Here is a 23,946-nt window from a genome sequence, read left to right on the forward strand (position 1 = left end):
AGGCTATATCCATAAATAATTTTATTTAATAATAGAGAAATACTAAATAATAATTAAATTTAATTTTAATATTAAATTTCCATGTACATTATATACGCCATTATACAAAACAAAAAAAGAGCCGAAGCTCTTTTTTAATAATTGTTAACTATATTTAAACGCTATAAAAACTGAATTTATTTTTTTGTCACATCATTTGGATGTTCCACGCCAATCCATGCTTTGAATAGTGCTTTTTGCTCAGGCGTTGCCTCTTTATCAGCAACTACTTTTTTAGGCTTATCAAAATCTTCTGATAGTACTAATGTTAAGCTTTCAAGAGCATCGCGACGAAGATAGTCAACGGTTACTTTATCGCCTTTTTTAAACGTTTCTAAGCTGGTTTTTAAATCTTTACCTACGTGATGTTTGTTTATAGCGACAATTTTATCATCGGTAGTTAAACCTGCTTTCCACGCACTGCCACCACGGCGAACGTAACTTAACGTAAGTAACTCGCCTGTGTTTTTAGCGGTAGCATCAATACTTGCAAGCGCTTTTGCTTTTTCAGGACGTTCAAATTTCAAGCCTACTTTAGTAAGTAAGTCGTCAAAGTTAATACTTGCAGGCGACTCAACATTTTCTTGCCACCAGCTTGAGTAATCACGCCCTGTTAAATCTTTTAAGATATTAAGTACATCTTCATCTGTAAAACCAGCTGGCATTTTATAATTGTTATAAAGTGCTTTGTGTACGTCGCGATAGCTTATTTTACCTTGGCTTTTTTCTAGCAAGTCGATATCTAAAACTAATGAAAGTAATGAACCTTCTGAATAAATATTAGTGCTGTAGTTACGTGCATGATCGCCACCTTGGTTAATCCATTTATCAAAGCTTGTTTCGCTTGCGCTTTGCACTTCACGGCCCGGTGTTTGTAAATGACGATTAATAGTTTTACTCATCACTTTAAAAAATTCATCTGTGGTTTCAATACCAGAGCGAACCATTAAATGATCTTCAAAATAACTTGTTGAACCCTCTGCAATCCAAAGCAGTTTAGAGTAATTCATATTAGTGTAATCGTACGGCACTAAACCTTGAGGGCGGTATGCTTTAACATTCCACGTATGAACAAACTCATGCGCAGCGGTGCTAATAAAGGCTAGGTAATCTTCGCGGCTACCAAATCTATCGCGTGGACGTTGAATAATTGTTGAGTTTAAATGCTCTGTTGCACCACCTGCGCCCGACGTAGCATGAACCATAAATACATAACGTTCATATGGATAGCCATCCCAAATTACATTACCAGTGGCAACTAATTTTTTAAGATCGGTAAGCATTTGCTCTACATCGTAGTTACCGTCGCCCCATATAACTAAATCGTATTCGCGGCCATCTACTTCAAATGTGTGTAGTTGGTTAATACCCGTTTCGATTGGTGAATCAACAAGCACGTCGTAATCTGCTGCTTTAAATGAATTTTTGCCTTTTAAATTATCCATACCCGATACAGAGCGCCACTTTTTAGGCACCTCTAAATTAACAGTTACTGGCTCTTGGCGAAATGATTCACTAAACATAAAAAAGCCTGATGCATCTATAAATGCATGGCTGTCGTCAATGTGGCGAGCGCGCTTACCAAGCTCATTTGCATACACCTGGTAGTCAATATTAACTTCGGTTGGCTCATTAAGGTGTACACGCCATGTACTGTGATCAATTTTTTCCCATTTTAACTCTTTGCCATCTTCATCTTTAGCTTTGAAGTAACGAATGCCATTGGCAAGGTTTAGCATTTCATAGCGACCCGTTCGCCATGCAGGAAGTTTTATATCAAGATGTGCTTGCGCTGTTTTTGGAAACTCAACACTTACATCGCCTAAATGATGTTGTGGTTGTGAGATTTCTAAAGAATAATTTACGTCGGCAAATACAGGTGCTGAACATGCAGCTAAAATAGATAGGGCTAATAACTTTTTCATAGAGACTCTTAGTGGAAACTTAATTGCCTGCAAGACTAGCAAGCCCCTATTTAAAAGTGAATTAAATACGACAAATTGCCCCGTATACGAGTTTATACGTAGTAGCTTATTAAAATTTCTAAGTTTTTTACTAGATAACTACACATAATAAAAATTTGTTGTAAACTGAAGATAATAAAATTAATTTGATGGCGGTACGCTTAGGTGTCTGAAAGATCTAATCCAACAGATAAAAAACTCAAACAAGCAATTGATGCTCGTATGGCTATTGAGAGTGCACGCAAACATCAAGTGGATATTTTGTGCGACTTTGCAGCTAAACTTTCGCTAAGCTGTAAAGGGCTTGATATTGAGTTAGATAATCGCCTTGCTAAATTTAGAAGTGCACTCAATAAAGGTATGAGCTTTGAAGACCTCTCTCCTCTTGTTAGTGAAACTTTAATATTACTTAAAAATCAAGAATCGATTCAGCAAGCTCAGCAACGTGATTTATTCAACAGTGTACAAAATGCAGGTAAACAGTTACAAAAAACTAAAGGTTTACCTGACGATACTCGCAGAGCCCTGAGAAATTTACTCGATCAAGAGATTAATAACGTTCAATCAACCCATGGTTATATTCCGCTACTTGATCAACTTATTCTCTTTTATCATGAAGCATTGCTAACTAAGCAAGACCCTCAAGCAGATAATCAGCGCCCTGTAAAACAAGCTCGTGCAAAAAAACTACTTGAGCTGGCTAACGAACTTATACTTGAAGAAGAAGCTACACTACAAATTAATAGTATAAAAAATAATATTACGGAAAGTGACACCATCGACGCATTACTCGATGTTGCGATTAACATAATTGAAGTCGTAGTAAAAAACATTAGCAAAGAGCGTAAATCTGCACAAAGCTTTTTAGTTTCATTAAATCAAACCCTCGAAGATCTACATAATTCTATTGTCTCTACTAGTAGACACTCAGAATCGATGAGTATTGAGTTTGATTCGTTAAATAAAAGCATTGAACTAAAAATAAAAAACCTCAACGAACAAACACAAAAAGCAACGTCAATCTCATCTTTAAAAGAACTCGTAGATAACGAATTAAAATCACTAAGCGAAGATTTTCTAGCAAAAGAAAAGTTAGAACGAAAAGACAGAGAAATGCTTAGCACTAGCTTTAGTGAAATAAACAAACGAATTGTTACTTTAGAAGATAAGTTAACAACGTATAAAAAACGCTTAAACGAACAGCGCTTTAAAAGTTTACTTGATGGGCTTACAAAACTGCCTAACCGAGCTGCATTTGATGAACGTTACAATCACGAAATGCATTTGTTTAATGTGCAGCCATCAGATGTTACGCTTGCGGTTATTGATGTTGACCACTTTAAATCTATCAATGATAGATTTGGCCATACCGCAGGTGACATTACCTTACAGGTTATATCAAAAGCGTTGCAAAAATCGGTAAGAAAGTCAGATTTTATAGCGCGTTACGGCGGTGAAGAATTTGTATTGTTAATGCCAGGTGTGTCGCTTGAAAACGCAACATTACCTCTGGATAAAGTAAGAAAGGTAATTAAAAATATACCTTTTAAATTTAGAGAAAAACAAATTGAGATCACTATTTCGGTAGGTGCAACTCAGTTTAAAAAAGGCGATACTCTGTTAAAGGCATTTGATCGAGCAGATGATGCTCTTTACGAGGCCAAGAATTCAGGACGAGATAGACTTTGTACCAGTAAATAATGTCATAGCCATTATAAATTTTATGACAAGTAGTTTTTTACGATTTAGCAGTAAGGAGAACGTCTATGTTAATACAGTTAAACCCAACTGGGGTTTTAGATTTACTGTCGCAATTAGAAGTTGATTTATTAGAGCAATCTTCTGCTAGTGAGCGTTATAAGTTATTTAGAAACTGCGTACTAGCAGTGCTTAATGTAGGTAGCCATACCGACGAAAGTAGCGATATATACGACAAATACAAAGATTTTGATATTCGTTTAGTAAGCCGCGAGCGAGGCATTAAAATTGAGCTTGAAAACCCACCCGAAACCGCATTTGTTGATGGCGAAATAATTACCGGAATTCACGAGCATATATTTTCTGTTATTCGCGATATTTTGTTTATTTGTCAAAAATACGAAAAAGATTTAAAAGAGCAAAAAGCCATTACTCATATGGTATTCGATATGCTCAGAAATGCAGGTGCTTTGCGTGTTAATAGCGAGCCAAGTATGGTTGTTTGCTGGGGCGGACACTCTATAAACGAAGTTGAATATAAATACACAAAACAAGTAGGTTACGAGCTTGGCTTACGTGGATTAAATATTTGTACTGGTTGTGGCCCTGGTGCCATGAAAGGCCCAATGAAAGGTGCCACTATTGGCCATGCAAAACAGCGCAATACCAATAACCGTTACTTAGGCCTAACAGAGCCAAGCATTATTGCTGCAGAGCCACCAAACCCTATTGTTAACGAATTAGTTATTTTACCTGACATTGAAAAGCGCCTTGAAGCTTTTATAAGAACAGCTCACGCTATTATCATTTTTCCTGGAGGCGCAGGTACTGCTGAAGAATTGCTATATTTATTAGGCATATTACTTCATCCAGATAACACCAAACAATGTTTGCCTGTGATTTTAACTGGCCCTAAAGAAAGTGAAGCGTACTTTAAAGAGCTGTGTGAATTTGTTGAAATGACGCTTGGTAAAGAAGCATTAGATAAGTTTGAAGTTATTATTGATAATCCTGAGTTAGTTGGACAGAAGCTAAGATCGGCTATGGCCAATGTTCGTGATTACCGTAAAAGTGAAGGCGATGCCTACTACTTTAACTGGACGTTAAAAATCGATAACGATTTTCAACAACCTTTTGCACCAACACACGAAAATATGGCAAGTCTTGATTTACATCTTGATCAACCAAAGCAGTTATTAGCGGCTAATTTACGCAGAGCTTTTTCAGGTATTGTAGCTGGAAATGTAAAAGACGAAGGCGTTAAAGCCATTAAGCAAAACGGTCCATACATTTTAAGTGGCGAGCCTGCCCTTATGGAAAATATGGATACGTTATTACAAGCATTTGTTGATCAAGGCCGTATGAAACTCCCTGGCAGCAAATACATTCCGTGTTACAAAATAAAAGCATGAGTTTTATAGTTTGAAACCCCATTTACTTCTTATTGATGCGCTTAATTTAATTAGGCGCATTTACGCCGTTGACGCTAATCAAAAACATCACAGCGATGAGCAAATGATACAAACGTGCTGTGCACGTGTAGCTCATGCGTGTAAAAAGCTTTTAGATACAAGTAATGCAACCCATGCGATTGCGGTATTTGATGGTGACAAAAGCTGGCGTTATCATTTTTATAAAGACTACAAACACTCCCGTGCCCCAATGCCTCAAGTGCTAAAAGATGCCTTAGAGCACTTTAAAACCGCAATAGAAGAAACCGGTATTGTTGTATTTGAGCCTATTAACGATGAAGCCGATGACATTATTGCAACGCTTGCATTTAAGGCATCAAATAATCAAATAGCTAATACTGTTGTTTCTACTGATAAAGGCTTTTTACCCTATTTAGGCCCCTACATTACAGTTTATGATTACTTTAAAAAACTCTATTTAGATGAAACAAGTATAAAAGAGCGTTTTGGTGTTGAGCAAAATAAGCTCGTTGATTTTTGGGCTTTGGCTGGTGATAAAACAAATGATATTCCGGGAGTAAAAGGAATAGGTACTAAGTCTGCGCAGCAAATAGTTAATAACTATAATTCAATTGAGCATGCGGCCGAAGATGAGTCTCTAAGCCCGAGTATTAAAGCAAAGTTAGCCGCTAATATGGATATGTACGTAATCTCAAAGCACTTGGTTAGTTTACGCACCGATATAAATTTAGGCTTTAGTTTAAAGCAGTTAAGACTTAATTAGTCGCAAGTTAATAGCCTCTAAACATTACAAAACGTATACTATTATTAGTTACCGGAGTCAGAGTAAACCATATTGAAAAAATTTATCCGATATTTAATCTTAGGTTTAGGGCTATATGCACTGATAGCAGCGTTGGTGATCACCTTTTATAAAGACGATCCTCAGGCTATGATCTGGCAAGACCGAGAAGCTTTTAATAAACGTTATATCGAAAAACTATCACTTGAGCAGCCAACAACACTAAATACTGTGCTTGATTATTTAGGCAGCCCCGACCTTACTTATGCCAAACGAGATGGTGAACAGGTATTTCAGATAGTTTTTTACCGTACACAGCATAAAACATCTGACGGTATAACCACTATGGATGAATGTACTGGGTTATTATTTAAAAATGGGCAGCTATTTTTATGGGGTCCTAGTGCATATAATAAATATCAAGAACAAAATTAGGTGAAGGTTTAATGGATGAAGCTGTTTCAACTACTTTAGAGCAGCTGCTTAATAATACGCAGCTGTTTTTAAGCTATTATAACAATAAACAAAAATGGACAGCCTTATACCCCATGGCAAGTAAGCTAGCTGAGCAATATAGAGTGCTCTATAGTGAACAGCCATTCGCATTACAAGCTCGTTTAACACTTTATAATCCTAATTATTCTTATGCCACCAATTTAGTTGTTAGCCAGAGTGTAATAACCGCTGCACTTTGTAAATCTCAACACTATAACAATGCCCTAAGCGAGCTATACATAGCGGCTTCACTTATTGAGCATTTATGTGTTGGAGCGCAATTAAACAAGCTTTGCGAACAAACACCTTTTCAAGACTCTGATAAAAACATATGGAAAATGCGTCATCAGTTAGCTGCAAAAGTAATGTTATCCAGTGGCGATTCTGCCAAACCCGTTACGCAATTATTAGCTAAGTTAAGTAAATATAAACAAGCATTGGTAAGTGCTCCTAAAATAATGCTTTACGATGGGGGCATAACACTAATTGCTTTAGCAAATATTATTAGTATGAACATTACTAGTAATACGGCTAATAAACACATAAGTTTATTTAAAGCACTTACTGACTTGTATATTCGCACACCAAATTTGTTTGCACTGCAGCTAATCAAATCACTTATAGCCCATTTGGGGCCACTATTACCGGGAAGCCGCGTTTTTTATGCCGAGCAAACCATGATTTATTTAGCGACTGATGCGCAGCAAAAACATATTTTAATTAGTACCGCTAATCCAAATAAATTGGCTTGGTTTAGCGTTAAAGCAACACTTAGCGACAACCCAAAACAATGGCATTGCGCTGATAAAACCATTAGCTTCAAAGTGTTTAACAGTGAACATGTTAAGTCAAAAAGTGTGGTTGGCGTTGATAAAGCACAGTCTTTACTTGAACTAATAAGTAATATTAAGTCACAGCACGAATATAGCTATAAAGGGCTAAACCAGCTAATGGCGGCTCACCCTCAGGTAGTTGCTAATTTATGTGAGGCAGTAAAACCTTATAATAAGGAGCATCAGGCCGCTAAAGACTTAAAGCATAGTTTATCGATGGTCGGTTATTATAATGCGCCTGCGATAATTCAAAGAGTTGTTTTTGAGCAATTAGTTAATGTTACCCCACACCCTCTGCAAGCCTACGTTACTAACAGGTTAAATGGTTTAGTGAAAATAATGGCCTTATTAGTCAGTAAAAATAAACACGACCAGTTTGAACACATTACATTACCTTTATATGCTTATGCTCATTTTTTATTAACGCAATGCAGTACACAGCTTTCTCGTAAAACGCTGATTGACGACACACCAAATAAAACATTAAGTGCCCCTATTTGCTCATTTTTTGGTGTGGATTCAATTAATAACGAGCAACTAACGCAACAGCTTACTCATTTATTAAGTGACAACCCATGGACAACGGCACTTTTAGAAGCAGAGCAAACACCTAAAAAACACTTAACTGATTCTCATAAACTCTGGATCACACTTAAAATTGTTGCACAGAGTGTTTTTAAACCAGAACTTGCGCTAACAGCGTGGCAACTGCAAACATTAAACGAACAACTGAAAATACTAAATTGGCAAAACCCAACTGATTTTAATCAAAAATTAGAATCTCTCGCGTTATTTAATAGTATTTAATTTATGGAACCCTATTTAACGTCTTTATACCCATTATAACTTTGGTGTATACCCAGTATTTCTTGTATAAACTAGCAAAATGGGTGATAAGTTGATATAAATGCGCCCTTAAATTTTCAAGCAAGTTCACATAAATGATCTAACAAGCGATTATCCTCTCAGGGTAATAATTTATGTGCAAATCAAACTCTTTAAAGGAAAAGTCAATGGCCAAACAAACCATCACAGTGATCAAAGGCGACGGCATCGGTCCGAGCATTATCGACTCAGCACTTGAAATATTAAAAGCCGCAGGTTGCGACTTTGATTATGAATTTGTTGATGCTGGCCTAGCTGCACTTGAAAAAACAGGTGAGTTACTTCCACAAGACACGGTTGATACAATAGCTAGAAACAAAATCACTCTTAAAGGCCCATTAACAACGCCTGTAGGTGAAGGTTTTACGTCTATTAACGTAACACTTCGTAAGCAATTTGGTTTATACGCTAACGTACGCCCTGTTAAATCATTTGTTGGCACTAAAGCGCGTTACGACGATATTGATATCATTACTATTCGTGAAAATACGCAAGGTATGTACTCAGGTGCAGGCCAAATAGTAAGTGAAGACGGTAATGAAGCAGAAGCAAAATCGATAATTACGCGTGAAGGCGCAGAAAAAATCGTAACTTTTGCATATGAGCTAGCGGTACGTGAAGGTCGTAAAAAAGTAACTGCTGTTCATAAAGCTAACATTTTAAAATCAACATCTGGTTTGTTTTTAAAAGTAGCACGTGAAGTAGCTGAGCGTTACCCACAAATTGAATCAAATGAAATGATTGTTGATGCAACGTGTATGAAACTGGTAATGACACCTGAAGAGTTTGACGTAATTGTTACGACTAACTTATTTGGTGATATTTTATCTGACCTTTGTGCTGGTTTAGTTGGCGGTTTAGGTATGGCTCCAGGTGCTAACATTGGTGAAGACGCTGCAATTTTTGAAGCTGTACACGGTAGTGCACCAGATATTGCTGGCAAAAACCTAGCTAACCCAACATCTGTAATTTTAGCGTCTATCCAAATGCTTGAGCATTTAGATATGGGCGATACAGCAGAGCGTATTCGTAGTGCTGTTGCTGATGTAATTAAATCAGGCGACCGTACAACTCGCGATTTAGGCGGCAGTCACGGTACAACTGATTTCACTCAATCAGTAATTGACCGTTTATAATTAATATTTGTTATTAATTTAAATAGCCCGCTAATTTAGCGGGCTTTTTTTTATTTGCTAGCTGCGCTTTATCCTAGGTAAGCATAAAAGTAATAACACTAATAAACCTGCCAATGATCCGCCACTTGAACCCGAACTACTTTGTTGCTTTTGCACTGTAAGAGATAACTCTTTAGCAAAAGTGTCATTTGTTTGAGTATCAGTAACATTCAACGTTACACTAAATGCCCCGTCAGTTTGATAAGTATGCCTTGGGTTTTGTAAGTTTGATACTGCACTGCTATCACCAAAATCCCAACTGTAAGTATAACTATTAAAGCCCCCGGTTACTTGCGCATTAAATTGAGCGCTTAAATCATTTACTGTAACGTTTGCGTCGATGCTAAGCGGAACAGTTGCAGTTACATCAACCGCTTTAGTTTGCTCCGTGCCTTCGTTATCTGTCACTGTAAGCGTTACTTGGTAATCACCAGAGTATAAATAATTATAAGTGATCGATTGCGTCGTTAAAGTACTTCCATCCCCTAGCTGCCAATTATAAGTATACGGTGCAACTCCACCTGTAAACGAAGCTTGAGCTGTTAATATTCCTTGGTTTATTTCATATTCAATTTCATTTACAGATAATGGCTCAACTAATGTAACTTGAGCTACAGCTACTTGCTGTGAAGTATCATTACTTGCTATAAACTCAACGCTATAGGTGCCATAGTCTTGGTATTCATGAGTAGGCGTTAACTCTGTGCTTGAGCTACCATCGTCAAAATTCCACGTGAATTTATCCGCAGGCGTGAATGCAAAACCTTCTACATTAAAATTAACGATTAAACCTGTTTTGGTAAAATTAATACCTTTAGTAACATCGTAATTAAGCTCTACTTCTATATCTTCACTATCAGCTGACTGGCTTATAATATTAAACCCAAAGCCAACCTGTGGAAGCACAACGCCCGATGGCTGTTGCGCTGCAAAGCTATAGTCGGTTTTATCAGTAAACTCTGTAATAGCTGATAAATCATCATCACCTAATCCAGCTCGCTGTGGATATAAACTAAAAGCAGCATCACGAATTTGAATTGCTGAAGCAGCCGGAGTTTGCGTACTGCCTTTATTTATCGAGCGCTGATCAGCATCTACCACTAATACAAAACCACTACCTGGATGCTCTGTCGTGTTGTTATCTGCTTGAGATTCATTGCTATACCACAATAATAATCCCGGTGAGTACTGCTCTGCTTGCAAACTACTATCAATGCCTGTGTATGAACGCAATTGTAAATAGTAATGTGATGGCGATGCATATGTGTAACTACCTATTTTTTCAAAGCCATTAAACTCGGTGTTAATTTGATCTTGTGCATTATTTTGCCAAATTAAGGTATCACTTTGCTCAATACGCATATCATCCACAACAAAACCATAATAATGTGTGTTCGCATCTGTTATGTATTCTATTTTTAGATCAATCATTTGCCCAGCATAAGCTGATAAATCAAACTTATGAGTTAAATAGCCGTTTGGCTGCTTAGCATCACTATTAAAAAATGAATCACCTGATATATACGGACCAATGTCACCATAGTATGGGTTAATTGCTTGCGTATAATTACTAGCAATAGGCTCCCCATTTACTTTTACCTGTACTAAATCATAGTCGCGCTCAATACTGTAATAAGCAATAAAGCTTAAAGTAAGTGCCTCAGTTGTGTTTGGTAGCGTTACTGTATTAACTAAGCTGTTACTAACATTGTCGCCCGTATTTGAATAGTATTGAAAATCGCCTTCTACTGGCGTTTTAAATTTTTCGAGTCGAGATGGCAGTGTTATTTTTATTTGGCTTTGTAGTTGTGAAGTACTCGCAGTATTAATTAATGTTTGCTGTGCGTTAGCGTCTATCTCATCCATATCAAGCGTGAGCTGATTAACCCAATTACCCTGATATCGATTTTGTAAATATTCAAGCGCATAAGGGCTAAACATAACAGGCTCTGAGCCTCGTGGCGAACCTGCCCAACTTCCTGTCGACATAACTGACCAAGACGCGACAGGCTCACCTACCGTGTTAGATTGTAAGTCGTATTCATCCAATAATCCCAAGTCATGCCCAAACTCATGTACCACCACGCCAATCCCAGCATCAATTGGATTAATTGTGTAACCAAAGAGTTTAATACTGCTGCCTGCAATCTCGCTCGGCCCGCTATTTTCATCAAATACATAGTAGCGGTGCGACCAAATAGCGTCGGTGCTTAGGTAGCCACCACCCGCTTCCTCGCCAATACTTGAATGAAAAATCATTACATGGTCAATAATGCCGTTGGGTTCATTAATAATTCCATCGCCATCGACATCATCTAAATCAGTTAAATCATAGTCCGCTAAATTAATATTAAACTTTGCAACCGCCTTCTCCACAGCCTCTTTGACTAAAGCGGGCGCATTTTTATCACGCGTACTGCCTTGGCGTTCACCATATATTTTTGCATTACTATCAGCGGTTACCCAGCCATATACCTGCCCGTTAAAGTTTAAGCTATTACCAGACGCTGCTTTATAATAATCTGCAGCCGTTGATAAGCTTTGTCCATCAGGGCCCGCATAGCCTTCAGTATTAAAAAGCATTTGCTGATAGTGCTCAGTTGAATAATCAGCGTAAAACATATCTGTGTCTTGCTCTACAAGTCGATTATCGTCATGTTTGAGGTCAGGAAAATCAATTAAGATAGCTAACACTTTTACATCATTAACGCTTTGATCAGGCACTAGCGACGTTGAAAAAGCGGCTTGTTGTTTATTTGTGTTTGAAAAATCCGTAGAGGAGGATTTAAATTGCCTAAAGCCATTTTTAATTGAGTGATTGGCAACTTCTTTGTTACTCATATATGACTTAAATGAACTATCTAACTCACTAGAGGATATTTGGTTTCTTTTTTTAAGCCAATATAAAATACGTTCTTCGTTAGTTATACCAACATCATGCGGGCTTAAATTATTAGCCGCTACTATAGGGCTTAATAGCGTAGTTAAAAGCGCAATTAACGTCACTTTTTTCACTGTGTTTTCCTCAAACATAATTATGTAGTAATCATACCTAATAATAGAAATTTAAACATGCGATAAAAACATATAGTTAACATGTGCAATAAAAGTTAATGGTCTTTCACACTCTTTTATAACTAAAATCAAACACACAACCTAAAGCGCATAATTTCTGCTAGTTAACTCAGTTAAATACAGTATTTTTGCAGATTTAAATTAAAAAAAGCTACAAAACGAATTTAAAATGCAAAAAAACACTTTCAAGGTTGACATAAGGGTTCAAAACCCTTAAAAATAAACCTATACAGAATTTTTAATTTAAAAGCAGTGTTTTGCTAAGTAGAGTAAAAACTATGAACACACAAATTAACCTTTTAGTCGTACTCGTACTGGTCTTAGTTATAAGCCCAGCGGGGATGTATTAAAAGGTGATACTGCTTTTTAAAAACCCTCGCACTACGCGGGGGTTTTTTTATGCATAAAAAAGCGCACAGAGGAATGAGGATGAGCAAACAAGAATATAATGGCTCTGAACTAGTAGTTCAGGCATTAAAAGAGTTAAAGGTAAAATACATATTTGGCTACCCCGGTGGTTCTGTTTTAGACTTATATGATGCACTTTTTCAGCAAGATGATATTAAGCATATATTAGTACGTCATGAACAAGCTGCCACACATATGGCTGATGGTTATGCTCGTGCTACTGGAGACGTTGGTGTTGTACTTGCAACCTCAGGCCCTGGCGCTACAAACTGTATAACGGGTATTGCAACGGCCTACATGGATTCAATTCCTATGGTTGTATTATCAGGCCAAGTGCCTACAAGTTTAATTGGTGACGATGCATTCCAAGAAACTGATATTGTTGGCTGTTCTCGCCCTATAGTTAAACACAGCTTTAACTGTAGAAGTGCTAAAGAAATCCCAACAATCTTAGCTAAAGCCTTTTATATAGCCAGTACAGGTCGTCCTGGGCCCGTTGTAGTTGAGCTTCCTAAAGATATGCTTAACCCTGCTATAAAGTTTGAATACGAATTTCCTAAAACAACAGAGCTAAGAACATACAGCCCTAATACTAAAGGGCATTCAAAACAAATTCGTAAAGCGGTAACAACTATTCTAGAGGCCAAAAAACTGGTTATCTATTCTGGCGGTGGTATTGTTATTTCAAATACGTCAGAGCAATTAACGCATTTAGTTGAATCGTTAAATGCGCCCATTACCAATACACTAATGGGGCTTGGCGGTATATCAGGTGTACATCCAAACTTTGTAGGTATGCTAGGCATGCACGGTACGCTTGAGGCTAACAAAGCAATGGCAAACGCCGATGTGATTTTAGCGCTTGGTGCACGATTTGATGACAGGGTAACTAATAACGTTAAAAAGTTTTGTCCAAATGCCACAATTGTTCATGTTGATGTTGACCCAACTTCAATTTCAAAAACAATCAAAGCACACATACCAGTTGTAGGTTGTTTAGCAACAGTACTAGAACAACTACAAACGGGTATTGATAAAAGCCCAATTAAAATAGATCGCAGCGCGCAAGAAGATTGGTGGCGCCAAATTATCAGCTGGCGTGAACAAAAATGTTTAAGCTACAACACAGATGGCGACAAAATTAAGCCACAAGCCGTAATTGAAGCTGTTTATAAAGCCACTAATGGCGATGCTTACGTAAGTTCTGACGTTGGTCAGCACCAAATGTTTGCAGCGCAATATTACCCATTTAAGCATCCTCGTCAGTGGATAAATTCAGGCGGCCTAGGCACTATGGGCTTTGGCTTACCTGCTGCTATGGGCGTAAAATTAGCCTTTCCTGATAAAGAATCTGTATGTATTACGGGTGATGGCTCTATTCAAATGAATATTCAAGAGCTATCTACCTGCTTGCAGTACAACCTAGCTGTAAAAGTTGTATCACTCAATAACCGCTCTTTAGGTATGGTACGCCAATGGCAAGATATGGTTTACGGCGGTCGTCATTCATCATCTTACATGGACTCACTGCCTGATTTTGTTAAGTTAGTTGAAAGCTACGGGCATGTAGGCATACAAGTAAACACACTTGATGAGTTACAACCTGCTATCGATAAAGCTATGAGCATAAACGATCGTTTAGTCTTTTTAGATATTCTTGTAGACGAGAAAGAACATGTATACCCAATGCAAATCAAGTTAGGTGGCATTGATGAGATGTGGTTACGTAAAGGAGTAAAAGCATAATGCGTCGTATTTTATCTATTCTATTAGAAAACGAACCAGGTGCACTGTCGCGTATTGTTGGGCTTTTTTCACAACGTGCATACAACATTGACAGCCTAACTGTTGGCACAACTGATGATCAGTCGTTATCACGTATTACCATTACCACCATGGGTGATGACAGAGTGGTTGAACAGATCACAAAGCAAGTTAACAAATTAGTCGACGTGCTTAAAATTATCGATTTAACAGAAATGAGTCACATTGAGCGAGAGTTATTGCTTGTTAAGGTATTTGCTCAAGACGAGACGACTCGTGCAGCGGTTACCCGCGTAGTTGATGTGTTTCAGGGTGTTATTTTAGATATGGGCCGACAAAGCTATAGCCTGCAACTAGTGAGCAGTACAGACAAAATAGAATCGTTTTTAGACACACTTCGCCATGAAACCGATATTATTGAAGTTGTACGTTCTGGTGCTGTTGGCATTGGCCGAGGCGATAAAGCCTTAAAAGCATAAATTTATAATATAAAGGCATCAATTGATGTCTTTATTAAACATAAAAAAAAAGAGCTAAATAGCTCTTTTTTTATTTTAATTCGTTAAACCTATTAAGGGTTTACTTGGTCTTTAAGACCTTTACCTGCTTTAAAGCTTGGGATAGTTGCCGCTGCGATTTGGATCTCAGCACCCGTTTGTGGGTTACGGCCAGTGCGAGCTGCACGTTCTTTTACTGAGAAAGTACCAAAACCAACTAATGCTACTGAATCACCTTCTTTTAAAGAAGAAGTTACAGCACCTGTAAACGCGTCAAGAGCACGAGTAGCAGCGGCTTTAGAGATTTCTGCATCAGTAGCAATTTTTTCAACTAATTGAGCTTTATTCATTGTTAGATTCCTATTCGTTATTATTTTGCCTTCGCAAAACCTATCTTTATGCATTTTTAAAGAGTTAGCAACAGCAAATTGCATTTTTTGCTTAAATTCTTAAAAAATGAGTAAAATTTAAATAATTCTCGGTAGAATACAGCGTGTTGGGTTAACAAAGACTTAATTTGAGTACAATTTTGGCGCAAGTTAAGCAACTGGGTAAATAAGCTATATTCTTTCGATAACTAAGGTCACTTCCCCGACCTCGACTCCAAACTTAACAATAGATGTGCGGTTTATCAAGCGCGATTGTGTAACCAGGTACATCCAATCGTCAAAATTCACTTCTAAAGTACTGCCATCGTATGGAAGCTCTACATCATAATTCCAATGAAATACGCTGCCGTCACTTTTGCCTTTTGCTGTACCTATAACATCAGCTGCTGTCCCCGTTAAACTATTGTCTTCATTTAACGTTATTTTCCAGATTCGCTTTTGGGTTTCGCCATCATCATAAACAAAGTCTTCTTCAATAACGCCCTGGTTACCGTCCCAAGTCGCATTCATATCTACGACAAGCTTTCGGGTCAATTCGCCTTTAAAGTCTTGTACAACACCATAGGCTTTCAAATTTCCACTAAAAAACGTTTTAAAGTCGAAATTTGGCGATGTATTTTTATAATGTTCAACATTTGGTGCCGAACAGCTAATTAAAAGTAGAGCCGAGAGGCTCATAACAGCTGCTTTTAACGTGTTTAATATGTTCATATTAATTCCCTAATAATTGCTTTCGTAATTTTGGTTCAGAGGTTTTTTCATCAAGCCAAATAGCTAAAAAGTCACTCGAAAATTGAGGTTCATCAATTTCACCAATTTTTTCATCATTATGATAAAAAGTGCTCATACCTTGCTCATTTGTCACTAATGTTAGTGAGTCACCCTTTTTTATATCAGGCCAAATAGACAACAATTTACTGTCGTATTTGTCTGCCAGCCCTGTTTTTCCAAGATGTTCCCACTGCTCATTTGTTGCTTTTACTATTTCTTTAGCGTCAAAGTCACGTAAATAGGTAAGCTTAAACTTAACAGGATGTGTTCCTGCGCTGTAATTACCTGAAGGGGTAAATAGCACAGCGTCATATACATCCCAAAATAAATACTCCATTCGTGCTTCGCCTACTTTATTAAATTGTGTGTTAGCTAAAACAATTGAAGTGGTAAGCAAATAAAAAGTAACTGCCTTTAGTAAAAATTTCAAAATAAGCTTCCTTTGAGTCAATGGGTAATATTACGAAATAGAAATTGTGGAAGATCAGCGATTGATGAATAACTTGATTTTTTGGTTTATGAAAAGAATAACAGTAAACACTGTAGACCAAAGCGCCCCGTAAACGAGCCAGAATTGCCATAAAGGTAAACCTAAACTTATTACTTCAAAGCGCGCTCCAGCCCAATAACTTGCTGGCGCAAATGCCATACATACCAAAAAGGCCTGCCAAAGCTTTAGTTTACTCAAAAAAACCATTGAGGTATTTAAAGAAAGTAGTAATGCAGCCCATAAAAACACGAGCCATAGAGGGAAGGGATAAACTTTAAATTCTAACAAGCCTAACTTTACCGCTATAAATTCTAACAATAGTGCTAAAGGTAGGGCTTTAATTAATAGTAAGGAGTCTTGTTTTTTCTGCTTTGACAAACAAAACATTAAAACAATAATCAAGCCACTAAAAAGTAGCGAATTGGCTTCAAGCAGCAATGATAAAAACCACACTGCTTGAAATAAAACAAAATTAGTAACCGAGCGCAATATCATCGTTATCACTAGTAAAACGAGGTTTACGCGCCATTAAATGTACCGTACTTGTTGCTCTGGCTCTAAACGCACCTTCACAATAAGCAAAATAAAATAACCATAAACGATAAAAGCGTTCATCAAATTTAGAGCGGTCTAAATCAGGCCAGCTTTTTATAAAACGAGTTCGCCAATCTGCTAATGTTCGTGCGTAGTGAGCACCAATATCATTAACAGTATGGATAACCATATCGGTATTATTTTTAATCTGCTCACTCATTTCGTTAAGCGATGGCAAACATCCGCCCGGAAAAATATACTGCTGAATAAAGTCAGAGTTTTTTAAGTAGTGCTTATAACGCTGATCGCCAATAGTAATTGCTTGAATAAGCATGGCGCCATCGTCTTTTAGGAGCTCACCACACTGAGTGAAAAAGCTCGGCAAATAATCATGACCCACTGCTTCTATCATTTCAATAGAAACAAGCTTGTCGTATTTACCTTTTAGTAGTCTGTAGTCGAGCTTAAGTAATGTTATTTTACTTTCAAGACCAAGTTCAACAATCTTTTTAGCTACATAATCATGTTGCTCATCAGATATGGTTGTTGTTGTTACATGGCAATCGTAATGTGTGGCAGCATATATAGCAAATGCCCCCCACCCTGTACCAATTTCAATTACTGAATCATTTTTTTGAAGCTCAACTTGCTCACAAATGCGTTTAAGCTTGTATTGCTGAGCCTCTTCAAGTGTGGCTTCTTTTGTAGGATATACAGCACTTGAATAAAGCATTTCTTTACTTAAAAATGATTCGTACAAATCATTACCTAAGTCGTAATGAGCAACAATATTTTTCTTAGATCCCGATTCTGAATTTTTGTTTTTTATGTGATTAAACCGGTGTGCGATATTACTAAAAAATGCGAATTTTTTTTCAAACTCATCAAGTTGCTTTTCATTTATAGCAAATATCTCAATGAATGAAGTTAAGTTGTCACAAGACCAATGTCCCAAAATATACGCTTCGCCGGCGCCAACGCTTCCTGATAACGCAAACGCTTTATACATAGCTTTATCATTGACTGTTACTGATGCTTTTAACGCAGACGATACATCACCAAAAACTGTACGCTCATTTCCTTCAATTAAAACAACTTGACCTGTTTCAATTGACGAAAAGGCTTTAGTCACTAATTTTTTATATATATTAGTTAACCAACTAGTGCTTTGTTCGCAATTTAAGCTCGACACTTTATCCATTAAAATACCTATTAATTGTCCTGACTACCTATGTGCTTTATGGCTTACCTGAGTGACCTAAAAAAGGCACTCGCTTTATAAACAGCTTTAATGCTTGATAATAAATACCTTTGAAAATAGACCATGTCATGGCCGGAAAACGTTTAAACAACTTATTAATCTCTTCGTTAGTGAGTTCTTTACGTTTCAAGCGAAGTGTTGCATCAAATAATAACTCTTCATTTCGCTTATTTTCAATGTGTATCAATGTTTTATCAGGCGATTGTTTAACATGCCAATGATAGTTCATATCCAGATTCATAAAAGGTGATACGGAAAAAACCTTCTTAAAGTTCACTTTTTTTTCTAAAGGGACTAAATAATAATGACGTTCGTTCCATGGTGTATTACTCACTTCAGCTATCATGTACTTAAAACGGGTGTCGTTGTGGCCAAAAAAGTAAAAATTAACAGGGCTAAAATACACACCAAAACAACGAAGCTGCCCTAGCATGTAAATATGAGAAAAGGTTTCAGTAATACCTAAATTGGCAAGTTGATCATGCGCACGCTCAATAAGAGGTCGTTTAGCAAGTTCTGAGGTATCTTTAAGATAATCAGCTTCATTAAATTTTAACGCTTTTAAGCCTGACGTACCTATGTGCTTATGCACACCATTTAGTTGTTGAGGGTTATTTAAATCTACCCACATCATATACAAAGGGTAACTAAAACGATGTTCTTTAACAGCAAAACGGCGATGTTTTACATCGCCTAAATACACTGCACTAGTCAAATTCGACCCCAAGTTGCTTGGCTACATCTACACCACTGTGTACGCCATCTTCATGAAAACCATTGTACCAATAAGCACCACAAAAATAACTATTGTTTTGTCCATCAATACTGTGTTTAAGCTTTTGAGCAGCAATTGACTCTTGGTTAAATACAGGGTGATGATAAGTAAACTCGCGCAAAATTTTACTTTGGCTTATTCCTTCAAGGTGATTAAGCGTTACACAAAACTGTGTATCCGATTGTATACCTTGCAAAATATTCATTTGGTAAGTAACAACAGCTGCTTTATCAGTGTTGTTATTAAGTAGGTAGTTCCAACTTGCCCATGCCGCTTTTCTATCTGGTAAAAGATTTGTATCGGTGTGTAGCACAACTGAATTCTCAGTGTAAGCTATTGCACCCAATACTGACTTTTCTTGCTCAGTCGCATCACCAAGTAGTGCAAGCGCCTGATCTGAATGACAAGCAAATATTACTTTATCAAACTTACTTAATTCACCATTGGCAAACTCTATTGTTACTTCATCATTTTGACGCGTAACAGATTTAATATCTGTATTAAGTTTAATTTTATCAGCAAAACCTCTGATCAGTGGCTTAATATACTGACGAGAGCCACCTGGTACTACATACCACTGTGGTCTGTTTGTTACATCTAAAAGGCCATGATTAAAGAAGAACTTAACAAAAAATTCAACGCCTACATTTTCCATTTCTTTAATACTGGTAGACCAAATAGCCGCGCCCATCGGAAGGATATAATGGTACTTAAAAAAGTCATTAAAGTGATTGTCGCTAAGCAGTTGCCCTAATGATTGATCAGATTGGTAATCATCTTTTTCATGTAGTGCTTTACACAGTTTGTTAAACCTAACAATGTCGTACAATAATCGCCAAAACTTAGGTCTAAAAATATTACGACGCTGTGCAAACAGGCTTGTAAACGTATGGCCATTGTATTCAAAGCCAGTGGCTTCGTTATGAACACTAAAGCTCATTTGCGTTGTTTGTTTATCTACACCAATACGCGATAGTAACTTTTCAAAGTATGGGTAAGTTCTGTCATTAAATACAATAAAGCCAGTATCTATTGCGTATTTTATGCCGCACACATCAACATCAACCGTTGCAGTGTGGCCACCTATATAATCATTTTTTTCAAATACGGTTACATCGTAATGTTTATGAAGCAAGTGCCCACATGTTAAACCAGATACACCAGTTCCTATTATTGCTATTTTTTTCAACGGGCTAATCCTTTTGCGATTTTAAGCCAAATTGGGAGTGGTAAAATACGTAATGCTTTTAATATAAGTGTAAAACGGTACGGAAAGTGAACATCTTTTCGGCGCTTATGTATTCCCTTAATCATATAGTCTGCGGCTTTTTCAGCGGTAACAGCCATAGGCATCGGGAAATCATTTTTATTAGTAAGCGGAGTTTTCACAAAGCCAGGGTGAACTAAAGTCACATCAACATCATCTAAATCAACAGCTAAGCTTTTTGCTAAGTAACTTACACCCGCTTTTGATGCACCATAAGCTTCTGAACGAGGTAGCGCAAGATAGGTAACACTTGAGCTGACCAAAACAAGCTGACCACCTGAATTTATTTTAGGAAGTAGCGCCTCAAGGCAATACCCCATAGAGAGTAAATTTACGTTTATTACACGCTCAAACAATGCACTATCAAAGTTTCGTGCGTCATCTATGTATTCACAGTTACCCGCGTTTAAAATAACACGGTCAAAATGAGGAAAGCCAACTGTCGACTCTTTAATGTCTTGTAGATTAGTTGCATCAAATTTGCATGCTTGAATATTGTCGTATTTAGCAAGCTCAGCGAGCTTTTCACTATTACGGCCACAAGCTATAACAGTGTCTCCTAACTGCGCATATTTAATTGCTAACTGCTCACCAATACCAGAAGTAGCACCCGTTATAAGTGTGATCATAATTAACCTGCCCTTTTATCAATTAGCTTTATAACACTACCAAGTAAAGGAATATGTTTGTACAGCAACTCGCCCACATTAAAGTAGTCTCTGTGCTTGATAATTTTGCCATTTTCAAAAATAAGCTTGCTATGACCTTCTACCGAAATAGTTTTACCTGATGAAAGCTTTGGATGTGCATAGTGCATAGTCCAATAAATAAAAGCATTGTTTCCACTATTAAACGAATCGCTAATATCAAACTGACAATGCTTAACATTGCTATATAAGTTAGCAAAGTACCTGCGCAATTCTACAATGCCATTAATTTCATGCATCGGGTCTATAAACTGTATGTTGTCACAGTAAATATCACTCAATAAATCAAGATTAGTGCTATCAAGCTGTTGGTATATTTCAACAAATTTATCTACTGGTAACTGGTTATCCATATCACACCTTAAATGCAGCAAGTGCACGTTCTCGTGCCGCTTTATGATCAACTATTGCTGGCCAGTAACATTCCTTATCTTTACCTATTGCGGCTAAATAAGTGTGTGGAAAATGAATGTGTTTATCTGGCACGTTTTCAAGCTCTGGCAAATACTTACGGATAAACTTGCCAGTTGGATCAAAGCGCTCGCTTTGTCTGATAGGGTTAAAAACTCTAAAGTAAGGCTGAGCATCACACCCGGTACTTGCAGCCCACTGCCAGCCACCATTATTTGAGGCTAAATCGCCATCAATTAGGTGCTGCATAAAAAAGCGCTCACCTTCGCGCCAGTCTATTAATAAATGCTTAGTTAAAAAGCTCGCAACAACCATACGTAAACGATTATGCATCCAACCGGTTTGCTTTAGTTGTAGCATTGCAGCATCCACTAACGGGTAACCTGTACGCCCTTCACACCATGCTGTAAATTCATTTTCGCTTTTACGCCACACTACGGCGTTATACTTTTCGTTAAAGTTATCACCGCGCGAAAGCTTCGGAAATTCAGCAATTAAATGCCTGTAAAATTCGCGCCAAACAAGCTCGTTAATCCACGTAAACGTTTTACTTTTTGACGTAGTTAAAATATCAGGATAACGCTGCTGAATATTAATAAGCAGCTGTTTTGTGCTTACAATACCAAGTGCTAAATACGGGCTTAAACCTGATGTGCCTTTTACGCTGGGTATATCACGCTGATCATCGTAGCTTGTAAGTTTGTCACATATAAAGTTATCGACCACAGTAGAAAGTGTTTCGTCGTCAACCGGCCACTTATCCGAGCATCCATCACTTTTTAGTAAGCCGCTTTCATCAAATTTTGTTGGCTCAGAAGTTAAAGGCCATTGAGGCAAACTAAAGTGTGTATCTTGATACTGCTTTAACCATGCTCGTTTGAAAGGAGTAAATACTTTATACATTTCATTACTTTGATTTTTGACCGTTCCAACAGGTGCAATTAAATCACCTTCGTACAAAGTAAAAGTAATAGAAAGCTCATCGCATTCGTGCAAAATTGCTTTATCGCGGTTTACTTCATTAAGCTCATATTCTGTATTAGCAATTACGTGTTTTACATCGTTTGATTTACAAAAATCAATAAGCTCACGCGTACAATCAGAAAAGCTAGGTGCTTCAATAACATGTAAAGTAATACCGTAATCAGCAAGCTGAGATTGAAGATAAGTAACTCGGCGCTTGAGTAAGTCAATCTGAATAGGCGCAGTTTGGTGTTGTTGCCACTGTTTTTCAGACACAAAAAAAATGGCGTGTTTAGCGCCATTGTTTAGCGCTTGAATTAACGCTTCGTTAGAAAAAAGGCGCAAATCGCGCCTAAACCAAAATAATGTATCCATTAAATACCAAATCGTAGTTTTAAATCGTGAGGGTAAGGGTTAAAAAACACTTGTTTTTCAAGGTACTCATTTGGGTGAACCTTCAAATGATGTTTTAACAAGGTAAGTGGTACATACAATGGCACCAAACCTTCGCGGTATTCATCTATCGCATCACGAAGTTCTTGTTTTTCAACCTTCGATAAATCAGTTTTAAAGTAACCTTGTAAATGCATTAGCGTGTTGCAATTATTTCTGCGAGAAGCTGGCTTTTTAAGACCCGTCATCAAACCTAAAATATATTCATCAGCAACTGCATTTATATCGTCGCCTACATAAGTCCCCAGCAGGTTACCCAAATCACGATAAGCTTGATAGTTATGAGCCATCAACAAGTACTTATACTGAGAGTGAAATTGAGTAAGCTTATGAACCGTAAGCGGCTCTTGTACTAATTTTTGCCAGTTTTTAAATACGTAAATTCTCATTACAAAGTTTTCACGTAAATGCATGTCGTTTAAACGTCCGTTTTCTTCACATGGCAATAATGGGTTGTGCTTCATTATTTGCTCAGCAAAAAAACCAACGCCTTCAGAGGTATTACCCGTGCCTGCTTCGTTGTATATTTTAATGCGCTCCATGCCGCAGCTTGGGCTTTTTGCACAAAATACAAATCCGCTTAATTCTTTAGCTTGTTCAGTAGCAACTTTTTTACCATATTCAGTAAGTTGTTGGCCTACTTCGCCGGTGCCATCTGGGCGGCATACTTTAATAGTATCGCCAACTTTAACTTGGCGAATAGTTGGACGAGGTATCGGTAAACCAACAGCTACTTCCGGACAAAACCGTGTGTATTCAACGTGTTTACCTAGCTCATCCATACAAAAATTTGACTTTTTATGTCCTGTGTCAAATCTAACTTTTTCGCCTGCTAAGCAGGCGCTTATACCTATTTTTATTATATCTGTGTGCATATA

Annotated in this window: 21 protein-coding genes; 8 read left to right on the plus strand and 13 right to left on the minus strand. The window is 37.4% G+C overall.

Going from position 1 to position 23,946, the window contains the following annotated elements; translation table 11 throughout:
- Positions 1–176: 176 nt before the first annotated feature.
- Positions 177–1,964, minus strand: coding sequence for a M61 family metallopeptidase (locus P20429_RS16565; protein WP_007580675.1), 1,788 nt, complete (start codon positions 1,962–1,964; stop codon positions 177–179).
- A gap of 204 nt (positions 1,965–2,168) precedes the next feature.
- Between P20429_RS16565 and P20429_RS16560 the strand changes: the two genes are divergently transcribed.
- From P20429_RS16560 to P20429_RS16535, 6 genes are all read left to right on the plus strand, one after another.
- Positions 2,169–3,704 (plus strand): GGDEF domain-containing protein, encoded by a 1,536-nt coding sequence (locus P20429_RS16560; protein ID WP_007580677.1) that lies wholly within the window; start codon positions 2,169–2,171, stop codon positions 3,702–3,704.
- A gap of 65 nt (positions 3,705–3,769) precedes the next feature.
- Complete coding sequence (gene ppnN / locus P20429_RS16555; RefSeq protein WP_007580678.1) at positions 3,770–5,113, plus strand: nucleotide 5'-monophosphate nucleosidase PpnN; 1,344 nt, start codon at positions 3,770–3,772, stop codon at positions 5,111–5,113.
- A gap of 10 nt (positions 5,114–5,123) precedes the next feature.
- Complete coding sequence (xni, locus tag P20429_RS16550; RefSeq protein ID WP_007580680.1) at positions 5,124–5,897, plus strand: flap endonuclease Xni; 774 nt, start codon at positions 5,124–5,126, stop codon at positions 5,895–5,897.
- A gap of 69 nt (positions 5,898–5,966) precedes the next feature.
- Positions 5,967–6,350, plus strand: a complete 384-nt coding sequence (locus tag P20429_RS16545; protein ID WP_024591078.1) for a DUF3192 domain-containing protein — start codon at positions 5,967–5,969, stop codon at positions 6,348–6,350.
- Between the two features lie 11 nt (positions 6,351–6,361).
- A complete protein-coding gene (locus P20429_RS16540) occupies positions 6,362–8,050 on the plus strand; it encodes a hypothetical protein (RefSeq protein WP_007580683.1) in 1,689 nt (562 codons plus the stop codon).
- Between the two features lie 206 nt (positions 8,051–8,256).
- Positions 8,257–9,264, plus strand: coding sequence for an isocitrate dehydrogenase (locus tag P20429_RS16535; RefSeq protein WP_007580684.1), 1,008 nt, complete (start codon positions 8,257–8,259; stop codon positions 9,262–9,264).
- 57 nt (positions 9,265–9,321) lie between these two features.
- Here P20429_RS16535 and P20429_RS16530 read toward each other — a convergent pair whose 3' ends face one another.
- Positions 9,322–12,318, minus strand: coding sequence for an immune inhibitor A domain-containing protein (locus P20429_RS16530; RefSeq protein ID WP_007580687.1), 2,997 nt, complete (start codon positions 12,316–12,318; stop codon positions 9,322–9,324).
- 489 nt (positions 12,319–12,807) lie between these two features.
- Here P20429_RS16530 and P20429_RS16525 point away from each other — a divergent pair, with 489 nt between their 5' ends.
- On the plus strand, positions 12,808–14,532 hold the full coding sequence (locus tag P20429_RS16525) for an acetolactate synthase 3 large subunit (protein ID WP_007580689.1): 1,725 nt from the start codon (positions 12,808–12,810) through the stop codon (positions 14,530–14,532).
- Positions 14,532–15,029, plus strand: coding sequence for an acetolactate synthase small subunit (gene ilvN, locus P20429_RS16520; protein WP_007580691.1), 498 nt, complete (start codon positions 14,532–14,534; stop codon positions 15,027–15,029). Before P20429_RS16525 ends, ilvN begins: the two co-directional genes overlap by 1 nt.
- A gap of 92 nt (positions 15,030–15,121) precedes the next feature.
- Here the strand turns inward: ilvN and P20429_RS16515 are convergent, their stop codons facing one another.
- The 11 genes from P20429_RS16515 to P20429_RS16465 form a co-directional block, all read right to left on the minus strand.
- Positions 15,122–15,397: an HU family DNA-binding protein gene (locus tag P20429_RS16515; protein ID WP_002962474.1), complete on the minus strand. Its 276-nt coding sequence runs from the start codon at positions 15,395–15,397 to the stop codon at positions 15,122–15,124.
- 210 nt (positions 15,398–15,607) lie between these two features.
- The gene (locus tag P20429_RS16510) at positions 15,608–16,147 is read right to left on the minus strand and encodes a DUF3833 domain-containing protein (RefSeq protein ID WP_007580693.1); all 540 of its coding nucleotides are present in this window, start codon (positions 16,145–16,147) and stop codon (positions 15,608–15,610) included.
- Position 16,148: 1 nt separating this feature from the next.
- Entirely contained in the window at positions 16,149–16,637 is a 489-nt protein-coding gene (locus P20429_RS16505) for a chalcone isomerase family protein (RefSeq protein ID WP_007580695.1), read from the minus strand.
- A 54-nt stretch (positions 16,638–16,691) separates the two neighbouring features.
- The gene (locus P20429_RS16500) at positions 16,692–17,192 is read right to left on the minus strand and encodes a DUF2878 domain-containing protein (RefSeq protein ID WP_007580697.1); all 501 of its coding nucleotides are present in this window, start codon (positions 17,190–17,192) and stop codon (positions 16,692–16,694) included.
- The gene (locus P20429_RS16495) at positions 17,170–18,432 is read right to left on the minus strand and encodes a cyclopropane-fatty-acyl-phospholipid synthase family protein (protein ID WP_007580700.1); all 1,263 of its coding nucleotides are present in this window, start codon (positions 18,430–18,432) and stop codon (positions 17,170–17,172) included. Before P20429_RS16495 ends, P20429_RS16500 begins: the two co-directional genes overlap by 23 nt.
- 37 nt (positions 18,433–18,469) lie before the next feature.
- Positions 18,470–19,207 (minus strand): DUF1365 domain-containing protein, encoded by a 738-nt coding sequence (locus P20429_RS16490; RefSeq protein WP_007580701.1) that lies wholly within the window; start codon positions 19,205–19,207, stop codon positions 18,470–18,472.
- Positions 19,200–20,456, minus strand: a complete 1,257-nt coding sequence (locus P20429_RS16485; RefSeq protein ID WP_007580703.1) for an NAD(P)/FAD-dependent oxidoreductase — start codon at positions 20,454–20,456, stop codon at positions 19,200–19,202. Before P20429_RS16485 ends, P20429_RS16490 begins: the two co-directional genes overlap by 8 nt.
- Positions 20,453–21,163: an SDR family NAD(P)-dependent oxidoreductase gene (locus tag P20429_RS16480; protein WP_007580704.1), complete on the minus strand. Its 711-nt coding sequence runs from the start codon at positions 21,161–21,163 to the stop codon at positions 20,453–20,455. The genes P20429_RS16485 and P20429_RS16480 overlap by 4 nt, the downstream gene beginning before the upstream one ends.
- A 2-nt stretch (positions 21,164–21,165) precedes the next feature.
- Positions 21,166–21,594 carry a nuclear transport factor 2 family protein gene (locus P20429_RS16475; protein WP_007580706.1) on the minus strand — a complete coding sequence of 143 codons (429 nt, stop codon included), beginning with the start codon at positions 21,592–21,594 and terminating at the stop codon, positions 21,166–21,168.
- A gap of 1 nt (position 21,595) precedes the next feature.
- Positions 21,596–22,990: a deoxyribodipyrimidine photo-lyase gene (gene phrB / locus P20429_RS16470; protein WP_007580709.1), complete on the minus strand. Its 1,395-nt coding sequence runs from the start codon at positions 22,988–22,990 to the stop codon at positions 21,596–21,598.
- On the minus strand, positions 22,990–23,943 hold the full coding sequence (locus P20429_RS16465; protein WP_007580711.1) for a DUF523 and DUF1722 domain-containing protein: 954 nt from the start codon (positions 23,941–23,943) through the stop codon (positions 22,990–22,992). Before P20429_RS16465 ends, phrB begins: the two co-directional genes overlap by 1 nt.
- Positions 23,944–23,946 lie beyond the last annotated feature (3 nt).

Origin of the sequence: Pseudoalteromonas sp. BSi20429 (genome assembly GCF_000238895.1) — a bacterium.
In the GTDB taxonomy this organism is placed as follows: Bacteria; Pseudomonadota; Gammaproteobacteria; order Enterobacterales; family Alteromonadaceae; genus Pseudoalteromonas; species Pseudoalteromonas arctica.